At 66.5% G+C, this 13,161-nt stretch carries 14 protein-coding genes; 4 read left to right on the forward strand and 10 right to left on the reverse strand.

Annotated features, from left to right (window positions below; translation table 11 throughout):
• Positions 1 to 85: 85 nt before the first annotated feature.
• The gene (locus P0Y64_07040) at positions 86 to 1,276 is read right to left on the reverse strand and encodes a penicillin-binding protein activator (protein WEK44535.1); all 1,191 of its coding nucleotides are present in this window, start codon (positions 1,274 to 1,276) and stop codon (positions 86 to 88) included.
• On the opposite strand from P0Y64_07040, the gene rsmI reads away from it, so the two are divergent.
• Together rsmI and P0Y64_07050 are read left to right on the forward strand one after the other, a co-directional pair.
• Positions 1,275 to 2,117 (forward strand): 16S rRNA (cytidine(1402)-2'-O)-methyltransferase, encoded by an 843-nt coding sequence (gene rsmI, locus P0Y64_07045; protein ID WEK44536.1) that lies wholly within the window; start codon positions 1,275 to 1,277, stop codon positions 2,115 to 2,117. The genes P0Y64_07040 and rsmI overlap by 2 nt on opposite strands.
• Positions 2,114 to 2,467: a YraN family protein gene (locus tag P0Y64_07050; GenBank protein ID WEK44537.1), complete on the forward strand. Its 354-nt coding sequence runs from the start codon at positions 2,114 to 2,116 to the stop codon at positions 2,465 to 2,467. Before rsmI ends, P0Y64_07050 begins: the two co-directional genes overlap by 4 nt.
• Before the next feature lie 7 nt (positions 2,468 to 2,474).
• Here the strand turns inward: P0Y64_07050 and P0Y64_07055 are convergent, their stop codons facing one another.
• Positions 2,475 to 3,446: a phosphatase PAP2 family protein gene (locus P0Y64_07055; GenBank protein WEK44538.1), complete on the reverse strand. Its 972-nt coding sequence runs from the start codon at positions 3,444 to 3,446 to the stop codon at positions 2,475 to 2,477.
• A gap of 147 nt (positions 3,447 to 3,593) precedes the next feature.
• Between P0Y64_07055 and gshB the strand changes: the two genes are divergently transcribed.
• On the forward strand, positions 3,594 to 4,544 hold the full coding sequence (gene gshB, locus P0Y64_07060; protein WEK44539.1) for a glutathione synthase: 951 nt from the start codon (positions 3,594 to 3,596) through the stop codon (positions 4,542 to 4,544).
• 40 nt (positions 4,545 to 4,584) lie between these two features.
• Here the strand turns inward: gshB and P0Y64_07065 are convergent, their stop codons facing one another.
• From P0Y64_07065 to P0Y64_07100, 8 genes are all read right to left on the reverse strand, one after another.
• Positions 4,585 to 5,310, reverse strand: coding sequence for an RES family NAD+ phosphorylase (locus tag P0Y64_07065; GenBank protein WEK44540.1), 726 nt, complete (start codon positions 5,308 to 5,310; stop codon positions 4,585 to 4,587).
• Positions 5,311 to 5,469: 159 nt separating this feature from the next.
• Positions 5,470 to 5,850, reverse strand: a complete 381-nt coding sequence (locus P0Y64_07070) for an MbcA/ParS/Xre antitoxin family protein (protein ID WEK44541.1) — start codon at positions 5,848 to 5,850, stop codon at positions 5,470 to 5,472.
• A gap of 359 nt (positions 5,851 to 6,209) precedes the next feature.
• A complete protein-coding gene (locus P0Y64_07075; GenBank protein WEK44542.1) occupies positions 6,210 to 6,833 on the reverse strand; it encodes a PEPxxWA-CTERM sorting domain-containing protein in 624 nt (207 codons plus the stop codon).
• Positions 6,834 to 7,068: 235 nt separating this feature from the next.
• Entirely contained in the window at positions 7,069 to 7,296 is a 228-nt protein-coding gene (locus P0Y64_07080; GenBank protein WEK44543.1) for a hypothetical protein, read from the reverse strand.
• Between the two features lie 141 nt (positions 7,297 to 7,437).
• Entirely contained in the window at positions 7,438 to 8,496 is a 1,059-nt protein-coding gene (locus tag P0Y64_07085) for a helix-turn-helix domain-containing protein (GenBank protein ID WEK44544.1), read from the reverse strand.
• 237 nt (positions 8,497 to 8,733) lie between these two features.
• Positions 8,734 to 9,096: a UrcA family protein gene (locus P0Y64_07090; GenBank protein WEK44545.1), complete on the reverse strand. Its 363-nt coding sequence runs from the start codon at positions 9,094 to 9,096 to the stop codon at positions 8,734 to 8,736.
• 342 nt (positions 9,097 to 9,438) lie between these two features.
• Positions 9,439 to 11,211, reverse strand: a complete 1,773-nt coding sequence (locus tag P0Y64_07095; GenBank protein ID WEK44546.1) for a hypothetical protein — start codon at positions 11,209 to 11,211, stop codon at positions 9,439 to 9,441.
• A gap of 201 nt (positions 11,212 to 11,412) precedes the next feature.
• Entirely contained in the window at positions 11,413 to 12,714 is a 1,302-nt protein-coding gene (locus P0Y64_07100; protein ID WEK44547.1) for an Hsp70 family protein, read from the reverse strand.
• Between the two features lie 127 nt (positions 12,715 to 12,841).
• Between P0Y64_07100 and P0Y64_07105 the strand changes: the two genes are divergently transcribed.
• Entirely contained in the window at positions 12,842 to 13,045 is a 204-nt protein-coding gene (locus P0Y64_07105) for a hypothetical protein (GenBank protein ID WEK45001.1), read from the forward strand.
• Positions 13,046 to 13,161 lie beyond the last annotated feature (116 nt).

The following is a 13,161-nucleotide window of genomic DNA, read 5'->3' on the forward strand; positions in this document are numbered from 1 at the left end:
ATTTCTGACCGTCGGGCCGCCCGGCGGCCATCTTCTCCCCCATTCGCCCGGCGTATGGCCGAGGACGAATGGGGGAGGTAGCGGCCTATTTGTCGAAACCGGACGGCGCGGGCGAGACGACAGTGGTGCCGCCATCCTTGATCTCCTGCACCTCCAGCGCGCGATCGGCCACGCCGTCGCGGCCGAAGCGGAACGCGCCGTCGATCCCGGCAAACCCCTCACCCGAGCGCAACCGCGCCTCCGGGAAGGGGGCGCCGATCCGCCAGTCGCGCGAGATCCGCACCGTCAGCAGCACCGAATCATAGCCCAGACTCGACAGGCGATAGGGCGCAGTGCCGAAACGCGCGCGATATTTGGTGGCATATTGGCGATAGAGGCCGTTCGACACGCTGGCGAACCACGCGCCGTCCAGCCCGCCGCGCCCGGCGACGCCGGTGTCCGAGTTCCACAATTCGGTGCCGAGGATGCGCACCGACGGGCTCTGCTTGCGCACCAGCGGCGCGCCGGCGGTCGCCGCACCGCCGCTATCCGCGATCAGCACCGCATCGAACGGCGCATCCTTCGCCATCCGCCCGATCGCCGCGGCCATCGCCGTCCCCGAACGATCATAGGTTTGCAGCGAAACCACCTTGCCGCCGCCGCTCTCCACCGCGCGCAGGAAGGAGGTGGAGGCGCGCGTGCCATAAAGCGAATTGGGGATCAGGCCGCCGAAATTGGTGACGCCCCGGCTGCGCGCATAGGAGACGACGCGATCGATCGATGCGCCCGGCGTATATCCCATCAGATACACGCCCTCGCCCGCCACCGAGACATCGTTGGAATAGGATAGCACCGGCACTTTCGCCGCGCGCGCGATCGGCGCGATCGCCCGCACGTCTTCCGCGAGCAGCGGGCCGAGGATGAGTTGCGCGCCATCGGCGATCGCGCGCCGCGCTGCGCCGGCGGCGCCGGTCGCGGTATCGTAACTGGTGATTCGCACCTTATCGTTGCGCGAATCGAGCAGCGCGAGCTGGGTGGCGTTGGCGAGGCTCTTGCCCACGCCCGCATTGGTGCCGGTGAGCGGCACGAGCAGGGCGACACGGTTGCGCGCGGTATCGTGCGGCAGCCCGGCCTGCACCTCCGTCTCCGACACCGGCGGGGGTGCCTTTTGCACCGGCACCGGGGCGGGGCCGCGCGGCACCACCGTTTGACACGCGCCGAGCAGCAGCGCGCCGGCAATCGCCGCCACGCGGAATATGCCGCGTGCCCGTTGCGGCATGGTCATCGCTTCTGCCATGAAACCCCTCGTGAATTCATTATCCCCCGGCCTCTACATCGTCGCGACCCCGATCGGCAATCTTGCTGACCTATCTCCGCGCGCCGCGGAGGTGCTGGCGCACGCCGACCTGATCGCGGTGGAGGATACACGGGTCACCGCGACGCTGCTGCGCCACATCGCGGCGAAGCGGCCGATGCAGGCCTATCACGATCACAATGCCGATGCGGTGCGCCCCGGCCTGATCGCGCGGATGGGGAGCGAGGTGATCGCGCTGGTCTCCGACGCGGGGACGCCGCTGATCTCCGATCCGGGATACAAACTGGTCCGCGATGCGCGCGCGGCCGGGCATCAGGTGGTGACGATTCCCGGCCCGTGCGCCGCGATCGCCGCGTTGACGCTGGCCGGGCTGCCGACCGATCGTTTCCTGTTCATGGGCTTCCTGCCCGCCAAGGCCGGTGCGCGCGCCACCACGATCGCGGAGGTGGCGGCGATCCGCGCGACATTGGTGTTCTACGAAAGCGGCCCGCGACTCGGGGCGGCGCTGGCCGCGCTGGCGGAAGGGCTGGGCGATCGCGAGGCGGCGGTGACGCGCGAGATTACCAAGAAGTTCGAGGAAGCGGTGACCGGCACGCTCTCCACGCTCGCGGCGCGTTACGCCGATGCGCCACCCAAGGGCGAGATCGTCATCGTCGTCGGGCCGCCGGGCGAGGCGCCCCCGGCCAGCGCCGAGGATGCCGACGCCGCATTGGCGGAGGCGCTGACGCGCCTGCCGGTGTCCAAGGCGGCGGGGGAGGTGGCGAAGCGGCTCGGGCTCGATCGCCGTGCGCTCTATGCGCGGGCGATGGAGATCAAGGGGTGAGCGACAGGCGCGCCGCCGAAGCGGCGGGCCGGCGTGGCGAGCGGCTGGCGGCGTGGTGGCTCAGGCTGAAGGGCTGGAAGGTGGTGGCGCAGCGGGTGCGCACCCCGGCGGGAGAGGTCGATCTGGTGGCGAAACGCGCGGGCCTCGTCGCCTTCGTCGAGGTGAAGACGCGCGCGCGCGCCGCCGATCTCGACTTCGCGATCGACGCGCGGCGGCTGGCGCGGGTCGCGGCGGCGGCGGAGCTGCTGATGCCGGTCTATGCCACCGAGGGCGAGGATATCCGCGTCGACGTGATCCTGCTCGCACCCGGAGAACGGCCGCGGCATATCGAGAATGCGTGGATCGGGTGAGGCGGCGTCAGCGCGCGGACAGGAGATCGCCTGCCCGCAATTTACCGTATTGAGCCGCGCGGCGAGCCAAAGCGTCCAGCCGCAGTGGCGGCGAATCGAACACGGCGATCGCGAAAGCCGCAACCGCCACGCCGGCGAGGAGATCGGCGACATAATGGCCGCCCATCGGTATCGCCGCCGCCAGCATCGTCAGGTTAAGCGCCGCGAACGGCCAGCGTAATCCGCGAATCCGCCAATATCCGCGCGCGAGCAGCACCGATGCCGCCGCGTGAAAGCTCGGGAAGGTGATCATGCCGCCAAGACAATCGTTGCCGATCATCGTCAGCGATGGCGCGCGCAATTTCGCCAGCAGCCGAAGCTGGTCCGACGATACCGTCGCGCTCGTCGCCGATACGAGCGAGGCATTGACGTGATGAAAGGCATAGGCGCCGACGCCGGGATATAGCGCGAACACCATCGCGCAAATCATCAGCGACAAGGCCCACATGCCGATAAACCGCCAGCTTTCCTGCGGGCGTCGCGACCCGCAGAAAACGGCGATAAGCAAGAAGGGCTGCCACGCGAGGCTGTGATAGACCCATTCGCACAGTCGCGCCGTGATCGGATGCCGCGAGAACCATAGCGCCAGCGCGGGCCAATCCAGCCACGGCGCGATGACCGCATCGGCCCGCGCAAGAAGCGCATCGACGAAAGGCTGCCCGTGCGTCGCGAGCAGCGCGATCTCCAGCAGGATCAGCAGGATGATCGTGAACAGCGCGGTCATCGCCAGGATAGCGCTCGCCAGCCTCGCATAGCCGCGTTTGAACAGGCACCAGGCCGCCGCCGCGACAAAGGCCAGAAAAGAAATCGTCGTCACAAGGTCGCCGGTGTCGAGCAGCAGGTTGCGCGAGCTGCACCCCCTTATCAGCGCGACGATCAGCCCCAGCCCCATGATGCCGACCGCCAGGGCATGCTGTGCGGCGGGCGTTCGTGCGATCATCCTTCCATTCCCTGCGCGGCAAGTGGTGCGCGTCGTTTATGGGAGGGGCGGCGTTGATATTGGGTTATCGATCCGCGCCGGCCCGTGACTCTCCGGGTTCTCGCACCTACAGCGCATGTCGCCGCGAACCATGATGGAAAACATCGCATGACCCTCACCGTCGCCGTCCAGATGGACCCCATCGAAACGATCAACATCGCGGGCGATTCGAGTTTCGCGCTGATGCTCACCGCGCAGGCGCGCGGACATCGCGTGTTCCATTATGCGGCGAGCGATCTCAACTGGTCCGACGGGCATTTGTGGACACAGGCGCGCCCGGTGACGGTGCAGCGCGTCGTGGGCGATCATTTCCGCTTCGGTGATCCGGTGCGGCTCGATCTCGGCGACGAGGCGGACGTGGTGCTGATGCGGCAGGATCCGCCGTTCGACCTCGGCTATATCACCGCGACGCATCTGCTTGAGCGAATCGCCGACCGCACGTTGGTCGTCAACGATCCGGCCAGCGTGCGCAACGCGCCGGAAAAGGTGTTCGTGCTCGATTATGCGCGGTTCATGCCGCCGACGCTGGTGACGCGCAGCCTTGATGAGGCGCGGGCGTTCCTGAAGCAGCATGGCGCGATCGTGGTGAAGCCGCTCCACGGCAATGGCGGCAAGGCGATCTTCCGCGTCGGGCCGGAGGGAGAGAATCTCTCCGCGCTGATCGAGGTGTTCAACACCGCCTATCGCGAACCGCATATGATTCAGGCGTTCCTGCCCGACGTGGCGAAGGGCGATAAGCGCATCGTGCTGGTCGATGGCGAGATCGCCGGCGCCATCAACCGCCTGCCCAGCGAAGGCGAGTTCCGCAGCAACCTCGCGGTGGGCGGCTCGGCCGAAAAGACCCAACTGACCGAGCGCGAGCGCGAGATCTGCGCCGCGCTGGCGCCGGAGCTGAAGCGGCGCGGGCTGATCTTCGTCGGCATCGATGTGATCGGCGGCGAATGGCTGACCGAGATCAACGTCACCTCACCGACCGGGATCGTCGCGATCGAGCGGTTCGACGGGACGGATGTGAGCGCGATGATCTGGGACGCGATCGAGCGCAGGCTGGCTCGCTAAAGGGTTAGCCGCTCGGAAAAGATGCGCCGCGCGGCCATTGTCACGCGATGCCGAATTCCGCCGGGGTGAAGCGCCATGCCTCGTCGCTCATCTCGCGCGTCGCCAGCAGGCCGTCACTCGTCGCGAGGAAGGCCCAGCTCGAATGCGGGCGGGGCGGCGGGATAAGGGCGGCCGGGTCGAGCACCGCCACATTGACGCCGCCCGCGCGCCGCGCTGAGGGCGTGCGGATCGCGGCGACGCCGGCAAGCCGTGCCACGGCCGCCAACGCCTGTGTCGGCGCATAATCGCTTGGATGGGTCCAGCGGCCGGGTGGATCGGCGAAGGGCGAAGCGGTGAGGTCGATCGCGCGCTCCGCCCTCGCCAACACCGTGAAGGCCGACATCGGCGTCGGCGTGCGCGGTCGCACGAAGCCCGGCGAACGTGAGAAACCGATCAGCCGCCAATAGGCCGTCTCGGCGACCGCCGTCGCGATATCCTCCGCCGCGTAGAAAATCCCCGGTAGAACATCCGCCGCGCGGAACCGCGATGGGCGCCCCAGCCCGTAACGGAACGGCGAGGCGAGCAGCCATGGGAGCCCTCGCGCCGCTTCTGGAAGGGGGGGCTTCACCTCATCGGCAAGCGCCTCCAACAGATGCTGATCGGCCGCATTGGCGGCGAGGCGGTTGGTCGAAATGCGGTGCTGCGCCTCGACGATACGGATCACACGGTTGCGATACGGATGTGCTTCGGCCGCGAGCATCGCGGCATCGGGTGGCGCAAGCGTCATGCCGGGCAGGGGGCGTGTGGACCGCGCGACAGGCAATGCCGGCGACGCGGAAACGGCGCCTTTACGTGCTTTCGGCGCGCGCCTGACACAAGCGGGCCGCGTTCCGGTGCGCGGAAACCCACCATCTTCGCCGGCTCGCACCGCATTCGCACGCTCACCTCACACCCGCGCGCGCAGGGCGTCGACATAATCCCCGGTGCGCAACAGCCCGCGCACGGTCGCGATCAATTCGAGCGGCGCCGCGCCGAGATCGACATTGGGCGTGGCCAGCCACGAACGCACCGCGATATCGTCCTGCCCGAGCCAGCTATCGAGCGAGCGAAACAGCCGGAGCAGATGCTGCGCAAGCTCGAACGGCTTGCTGCCGGGTTCGAGCCGGTAACTGCCGCTGCGCAAGCGCGAAACGGTTGGCCCGGAAAGCCCGAGCACCGCGCCGAGTCGTGCGTTCGACAATTGCCAGAATTCCGCGATCCGCGTGATTGCCTCGCTCAGCACGCGTGGTGCGTCGGGGATGTGCGCGGCGTTTGTGACGGCGGCCATGTTTCGCTCCTATGAACGATATATAGCATATTCATTCATAAGAACAATGGCGTGTCGTTGCGATATGTGTCGCCATCCGCGGAGATCGCGGCATGAAATGAAACGATCCTGGTGAAGACATGAGGCGACGGCATGACCAGCAAAGGGGCGCGCCGGTCGACCGCATTTCCTCGCAGCCGCGAGCGGGGAACCGCTCGGCCGCGACGCGGCGCCAGCCATCGTCGCCGCGCGCGTCGGCGCGGCATTTTTCCTGAGCGATGTCGTGATGCCGGCAGGCGCGCGTGGCGATCGCTCGCCACGCGCGCAGCCACCTCGCGCGCTTCCTTAACCCCCGCGCGAGGCCTAATGCGCGCCAGCGATCAGGCGGTGGTGTAGCGCACCGTCTGACGCGTGGCCTTGCGTCGCATCCCCATGGCCACAGCGCCGAAGCCAAGGATCATCAGCGCCCAGGTCGCCGGTTCGGGAACCGCCGCGACATTCACCGAGAAGGATCCGATGTTGTTCGACCATTGATAGCCGTCAACCGTCGCCAGATAGAGCGTCGTCGCCCCGGTCGGCACGAGGAAGCTGCCACCCGTGCCGATCAGGAACGCGTCATTCATGCCGAGATTGTTGAACACCCCGATCAGCCCGTTGAGCGGCAGATTGGAATAGCCGTTGACGATTTCCGTGAAGCCGTTGGCGGTGACGCCAGACGATGCGATGCCGCCCGCGCCGTCCGGGCCGGACAGCGTGCAGCCGGGGCAATTGCTTACCTGACCCGTCGCGCTGATCGACAGCGTCTGGCCACCGGTGACCGCCACGCCGATCGGCGAATTGGCGGCGGCTGTATCCGTAAAGCCGTTCATATCGACGCTATTGCCGCCCGACGCGCCGGCGAGGAACGGGTTGGACGTGCCGGGAACGACATAAGTCGCCGCGTTCGCAGCTCCCGCCAGGCTTATCGTGCCCGCCGCTGCTATAGCCAGTGCCTTGAGTTTCATAAGAACCTCCGCATGTGTCGATCGATGACGGCGCTCCCAATCGCCGCGGTGAGATCGGTTGAAAGGGTATTCACACGCGCCGGCACCCGTCAATTCCGCGCATTCGTCGAACGCGGCGCATGCGCTCCTTTTCGGGACAGTCCGCCGCCGCGGTGAGATGAAGCATGAGGTGTCGAGGGTGGAAGTGGCCGGGAAATAGCCCTTTTCGTGTCACGCCAATGTCACAGGGATTGCCCTACTCGACATGTTCCTTGCCACGCAGCGCGTGCACGACCGGCGCGGCGGGGGCATCGGCGAGTTGCACCACCGCGTCATGCGCGCCGGCACGGCCGCTGCCGCACAGCACCGTGACGGCGGGATCGCTCCGGAGCAGCCCGGCGAGCCGATCGAGATCGGCATCGGCCGGTAATGGTCGCGGCGCTTCCGGCATCGGCCAGCGTCGCAGCGGGAAGATCCGCGACATTCTGTTTCGGCGCGCCGCGTCTCCGGTCAGCAATCGGCCCCGGCGGAAACCAAACGACCGTTTCGGGATACTCGATCCACGCGAGCGAATGACGAAAATGGCGCGTCTGGGGCGGGGGCGGCGCGCCGGGCGATGCCGAGGCTATTGCAGCGGCCCCCGATAAATCCCTTCGCTGTCGAGCGCATCGACGAGCAGGGTGGGGTCGATCTCCGCCCGGTGCAGCGGCGGCCGCGAGAAGCGCGCGCGATAATCCGCCGGGGCCACGCCCATGCGACGCACAAACGTCCGGCGCATGCGCTCATAATTGGCGAAACCGGCTTTCCACGCGATTTGATCGACGCGTTGCGCCGTCCGCTCGAGCAGGCGCTTGGCGATTTCCAGCCTGATCGTCTCCACCCATTCGGCGGGCGATTTGCCCGTCGCGCTTTCGAAGGCGCGATAGAAGCTGCGCAGGCTCATGTGCGCGCGATCGGCCAAGGCTTCCGCCCGCAGGTCATCGCCGGGATGCTCGATGATCCAGCGCAGCAGCGGCGCGATCGGCCCTTCCACCGTCTGGCTCACCAGTTCCTTGCTGAATTGCGACTGGCCGCCCGAACGCTGCAGAAAAACGACGAGGTTGCGCGCGACGATCAGGGCGAGCTCGCGGCCGTGGTCTTCCTCCACCATCGCCAGCGCCATATCGATCCCGGCGGTCATCCCGGCCGATGTCCATACGCCGCGATCCTCGACGAAGATCGAATCGCGGTCGACGTCGACCGCGGGGTATCCGGCCTGAAGCGCATCGCAATTCATCCAGTGGGTCGCCGCCCTGCGCCCGTCGAGAAGGCCGGCTTCGGCCAAGGCGAAGGCGCCCATGCACACCGATGAGACCCGCCGGGCTCTGCGATGATTTCGTTGCAGCCAGCCGATGACGCGCGGATCGCGGCACGCGGGATCGAGGCCGCCGACAACGATGATCGTGTCATATTCATCGGTCGCCAGCTCCCGCATCGCCAGCGTCTCGACTCGAATTTCCTGCAGCGTGCGCGTGAGGCCGCCATCGGGTGAGAACAGATCGACGCGATAGAGGTGTCTGTCGGCCGCTCCCAGGTGCACAAGAAAGCGCGCCGCGCTGTGAAAAACCTTATCCGGGCCAGCGATATCAAGCAGATCCGCGTCATCGAACGCGATCATGGCGATCCGCTTCACGATGGCGTCCATGATGTGCCCTCCAATCGTGAGATGGCACATAGCAAGCGCCATCGGTGGCAGTTAACCATCACGCATTCTGGCGCAAATGACAAACTGCCCTCGATATGTGCCGGGTGGGTCGCGCAATTGCGGATGGGCAAAATCCGCCGGAATTTGGTCGCAATGACGTGTGCTTCTGTCGTATGCGCAATTACGACAAGACGTGGCGACGCGCGTTACGCGTCGCCACCCCGCGACCCAGCCGGTTCAACGTTGCGCGACTTCGATCGCGCCCGGATTGCTGGCGATATTGGTCCGGATCTGTTGTTGGACCATGCTGATGTCATACTGTGCATGCGCGAACGACGTGTTAAAGCATTGCCGTTGCGCTGCTTCCATGGCGAGCGGCAACCGTGCGTCCGAAAAATCGCAAACCCATTTTGCTGCCCCTTTCGCCCGCATCGTCAGTCGCCTGACACCCTCGTCGCTCGACATATTGAGATCAGCGTAACTTACCCGCATCGTGCGGAACTGTTCAGGCGGCGCCTTTACGGTGACTCGTTCGGCGCTTCCAGGCATCGCGACAAAGGATAGGCCAGCCGCAACAATGATTTTGATAGTCATGTTCATGTCGTCACCCTTCCAATTCGAACGGTGGATACGAAGCCGAAGATCGGCCGTCGAAAAACGCACAAGAACACGCAGCGCGCGACGCGTTATCTATGGAATAGACAGAAGCAAATCGTGTTTAACGACATGCATCAATCCCCCAACAGCCAAGACCAAGCGCCGCGATTTTCGGTCACGACCCTGTTCAAGACAGCGCTGAATTCATGCGTCCGATCGCTTTAAGCAGCGATCGTGCGGACAATAGCTCGCGGATTCGTCATCTGATATGACAAGAACCGGTCAATTTCTGCCAACCGACCGGCAGGACGATCGCCCGATCCGATGGATCGCCGCCATATCCTTTCAAAGCCGGGACAGGTTGAGCCAGCGCCGGTCGCCAAGCCACACGCGGTCCAGCGCCTTGCGCGCGGCGGCGGCTTCGGGGCGCGCGCCTCGCGCCTCCTCGCTCTGTGCCAGGCCGTAAAGCGCCCAGCCGTTGGACGGCGTCTGAACAAGCGCGGCGCGAAACGCGTGGCTTGCTTCCTCGGCCTTGCCCGCGCGCAACAGCGCCGCGCCCAGCGACTGGCTGACCGGATAATACCAGAACGGCGGTTCCTGATAGGCGATCGTCCGCTCGATCGCGATGGCCGCGCGATAATGGCCGGCCGCCGCGTCGAAGCGGCCCTCGGCGAAGGCCAAGCGCCCGCGCGCGACCTTTTCAGCGAGCGCGATGAGGTCCGGAGCGGGAACCCCTTGCGCCACGAGGTCGGCGATCGCCGGCGCATTGCGCAGCGCCTCGAGCGCGGCGATCTCGCGATCGAACCCCGCACGGTCGCGGCGCGCGGCATGGGCCACCGCCCGTGCATAATGGCGCATCGCGGCCGCATAACCCAGCCGTGGATCAGGCGCCGGCATCGCCAGTATCGCCTCGGGCGCGGCGAATTGCGCCATGGCGAGAAATGGCGCCGCGTCGATCGCCTGCACCCAGCCGATCCGTGCCGAGGTCGCCGGATCGAGGACGGCCCGCAGCCGCCGCGCTTCGCGGATGGCGGTGCGCATGTCGCCCACCATCTGTGCCGAAGTGACGATGAAATGGATATTGTGCGGATAATAGCCGTAACGGACGAGGCCCTGATCGTTCGCGGCGCGGATATAGGCTTCGTCCGCGCGCGCGGCATCGACATTCACCCGGATCGAATCGGCGTGGCGACCGAGCAGCTGATAGATATGCGCCGGCATATGGACGAGGTGACCGGCATGAGGGGCGAGCGGTGTCGCCAGCCGGTCCGCAGCCGTTTCGGCGCGACGCGGATCGGCGCTGTTTTCCATCAGGTGGATGTAAAGATGGTTCGCCTGCGGGTGGACCGGATTGCGGGCGAGCACGGCTTCGGTAAGGCGCACCGCCTCCGCGGAGCGGCCCACCGGGGTGCGCTTGTCGGCTTCCCAGTAGTTCCATGGCGTGGTGTTCATCGCCGCTTCGGCCGCCAGCACCGCCACGTCATCCAGCTCGGGAAAACGTCGCGCGACCGCCAGCATCGCATCGGCATAAGCGGCATCGAGCGCCGATCGATCGGCGGCCGGATCGATCGAATAGCGCATCGCCGAGGCCTCGATCAGCGCCTGCTCCAGCGGTGAGCCGGTCGCGCGCAGCGCTTTGGCGCGGGCGAGCGCGGCAAGCGCGGCCGGGCGATCGCGATCCTCCATCGGCGCGTTGATGTTCGGGCCAAGCGCGATCGCTTCGCCCCACCAGCACAGCGCGCACCCCGGATCGAGCCGTTGCGCTTCGCGGAACGAGCGAACGGCGCCGGCATGATTGAAGCCGTAGCTCAGCATCAGGCCCTGATTGAAATAGCGCGCGGCGAGGGCGTTGTTCGTCGTCAGCGGCAGGCGTGTGGCGCTCAGGTCATCGAAAAGCGCGACGGGCATGTTCTGCCCGCTTGGCGGAACAGCCGCCTGCCGTGCCGTTATCAGATGGCTTTTCAACGCATCCCGGGCACGCGCGCCGCCGCAGATCGACTGTGCCGACCTGACCGGATCGAGCGCGGCAAGCATCGCGGCAGAATATCCCTCAGCGGAGAAGCTCGTCAGCAGGAAGCTGGCGCCGCAAAGGATGCTTGTCTGTAAGAGCTTCCGCATCGCTGATCCTCCCAAAACCGTGCGATGTCATGGTCTGGTGCAGCAAGCGGTCCGATCAACTCACGCAAATGCTGGCTGCGAGTACGCGACGGCAGGTTGTATCATCGTTCCCGGGCCGAAACAACGCGCGCGGCTATTCCGGGAGCACGGGTTTTGCTTCCCCGCCGAGGAGTGCCGGACCAACGGAAACGCGCTTGTGCCTCAGGCTGTCCACTCGGATGGATCGGGCTCTTCGCCGATCAGCGCAAGGCCGTGCGCGATCGAGGTCAGTTCGCCACCGGTCGCGATGCGCTCGGCGCCGAAGCGGCGTTCGAAGATCGCGCGGATCGCCGGGATCAGCGAGGAGCCGCCGGTCAGGAATACGCGATCGATCGCTTCGGGAGCCACGCCCGCCCGCTCGATCGCGGTGTCCATTGCCCCCTCGATACGCTTCAGATCGTCGGCGATCCATTGCTCGAAGTCGGTGCGGCGCACTTCGGCGGTGATCTCCACATCGCCGCCGGTGAAGCGGAATTCGGCGCGATCCTCGCTCGAAAGCGCGCGCTTAAGGCGGCCGATCGCGTCATATAGCGGAAAGCCCTGCTCATGCTCGATCAGCGCGATCATGCGGCCGATCGGCACGGGATCGAGCGCATCGCGTTGCAGCCGGCGCAGCTCCTCCAGCGTGCGGCGATTGCGCATCAGCGCGAGGCGGGACCAGTCCGCGAAGTCGGTGAAATAGCCGCCGGGAATCTCGAGCAGCTTGCCGAACGAGCGATAGCTGCCGCCCTTGCCCAGCAGCGGCGCGACCAGCTTGCTGACGATCCGCTGGTCGAACCGGTCCCCCGCGATGCCTACGCCGGCGGAGGCGAGCGGCACACAGCGGCGCGCGGCACCCGGCGCCGCGATACGGACGAGCGAGAAGTCCGTCGTCCCGCCGCCAAAATCCGCCACCAGGATCGTCGCCGGCTCCGCCAGCCGCGAGGCATAGCTGTGCGCGGCGCCCAGCGGCTCATAGACATAATGAAGCTCGACGCCGAAGCCTTCGAGCATGAGATCATAGCGTTTGCGGGCGAGCGCGGCGTCGGGCCGCGCCCCGGCATATTCGACCGGGCGCCCGACGATCACGCGATTGGGCCGTGCATCGAGCTTCCCGCCGGCATGCGCGACCAGTCGCTGGAGCAGCAGCCGGCCAAGATCCTCGAAACGGAATGGCTTGTTGAAGATCAACGCCCGCTCGAACGTGGTGCTCGCGGCGACACTTTTGAACGATTGAATGAAGCGACTGTCGAGCGGCGACTGGAGATATTCCGCGATCGCCCACGGCCCGGCCTCATGCGCCACGCCGTTCCACGCCTGCTCTTCTTCCCAGAAGCAAAGCGCTGAGCGGAACACCCCGTCGCTTGCCTCCGGCCCGGCGAATTCGACCATCCGGGATTCGCCGCTGCCGTCCGCCAGCGCGGCGACGGTATTGGTGGTGCCGAAATCGAGCCCGAGCGCGATCGCGGCGGATGCGCTGTCCACACCATGCTCCTGCGTGATTTGAAAACCGGCCGGCGACCGGGGCGGGGCCTATGCCACCAGCGAGCGGCGCATGCAACGATCGCGATGCGCTGGACAGGCGCCGCCGCCGCTGGCTATCGCCGCGCCGATGCCGATCATTGCCACCATCATGAACTCGACCACGGGCCAGCCGATTCAGCGGTTCACCTTCGGCCGCGTCCCCAAGCCCTGGGTTTCCTTCACGCTGGAAACCGGCGAAATGGTGACTGCCGACCGCGTCGACATCGGCAAGCCGGCGCCGGGCAAGGTCGTGGTGCCCGTTTCGGTGTGGGTGACGCCGAAAGATAGCTAGCCGCCCCATGGCAACGGCCGGGAATGCAGGTCGCGCGCCGCATTCATCCCGCGAACGGTCAGCGCGGGCCCTTGAGCAAAGCGTTAACCATTCCTCCGTATCGCATTGTCGCATGC

Source organism: Candidatus Sphingomonas colombiensis (genome assembly GCA_029202845.1).
GTDB classification, from domain to species: Bacteria; Pseudomonadota; Alphaproteobacteria; order Sphingomonadales; family Sphingomonadaceae; genus Sphingomonas; species Sphingomonas colombiensis.

Excerpts from the sequence above, each read along its gene's own strand:
- rsmI (WEK44536.1), top strand. The coding sequence starts at position 1,275 with ATGAAACCCCTCGTGAATTCATTATCCCCCGGCCTCTACATCGTCGCG.
- P0Y64_07040 (WEK44535.1), bottom strand. The coding sequence starts at position 1,276 with ATGGCAGAAGCGATGACCATGCCGCAACGGGCACGCGGCATATTCCGC.
- P0Y64_07055 (WEK44538.1), bottom strand. The coding sequence starts at position 3,446 with ATGATCGCACGAACGCCCGCCGCACAGCATGCCCTGGCGGTCGGCATC.
- gshB (WEK44539.1), top strand. The coding sequence starts at position 3,594 with ATGACCCTCACCGTCGCCGTCCAGATGGACCCCATCGAAACGATCAAC.
- P0Y64_07065 (WEK44540.1), bottom strand. The coding sequence starts at position 5,310 with ATGACGCTTGCGCCACCCGATGCCGCGATGCTCGCGGCCGAAGCACAT.
- P0Y64_07070 (WEK44541.1), bottom strand. The coding sequence starts at position 5,850 with ATGGCCGCCGTCACAAACGCCGCGCACATCCCCGACGCACCACGCGTG.
- P0Y64_07075 (WEK44542.1), bottom strand. The coding sequence starts at position 6,833 with ATGAAACTCAAGGCACTGGCTATAGCAGCGGCGGGCACGATAAGCCTG.
- P0Y64_07080 (WEK44543.1), bottom strand. The coding sequence starts at position 7,296 with ATGTCGCGGATCTTCCCGCTGCGACGCTGGCCGATGCCGGAAGCGCCG.
- P0Y64_07085 (WEK44544.1), bottom strand. The coding sequence starts at position 8,496 with ATGGACGCCATCGTGAAGCGGATCGCCATGATCGCGTTCGATGACGCG.
- P0Y64_07090 (WEK44545.1), bottom strand. The coding sequence starts at position 9,096 with ATGAACATGACTATCAAAATCATTGTTGCGGCTGGCCTATCCTTTGTC.
- P0Y64_07095 (WEK44546.1), bottom strand. The coding sequence starts at position 11,211 with ATGCGGAAGCTCTTACAGACAAGCATCCTTTGCGGCGCCAGCTTCCTG.
- P0Y64_07105 (WEK45001.1), top strand. The coding sequence starts at position 12,842 with ATGCCGATCATTGCCACCATCATGAACTCGACCACGGGCCAGCCGATT.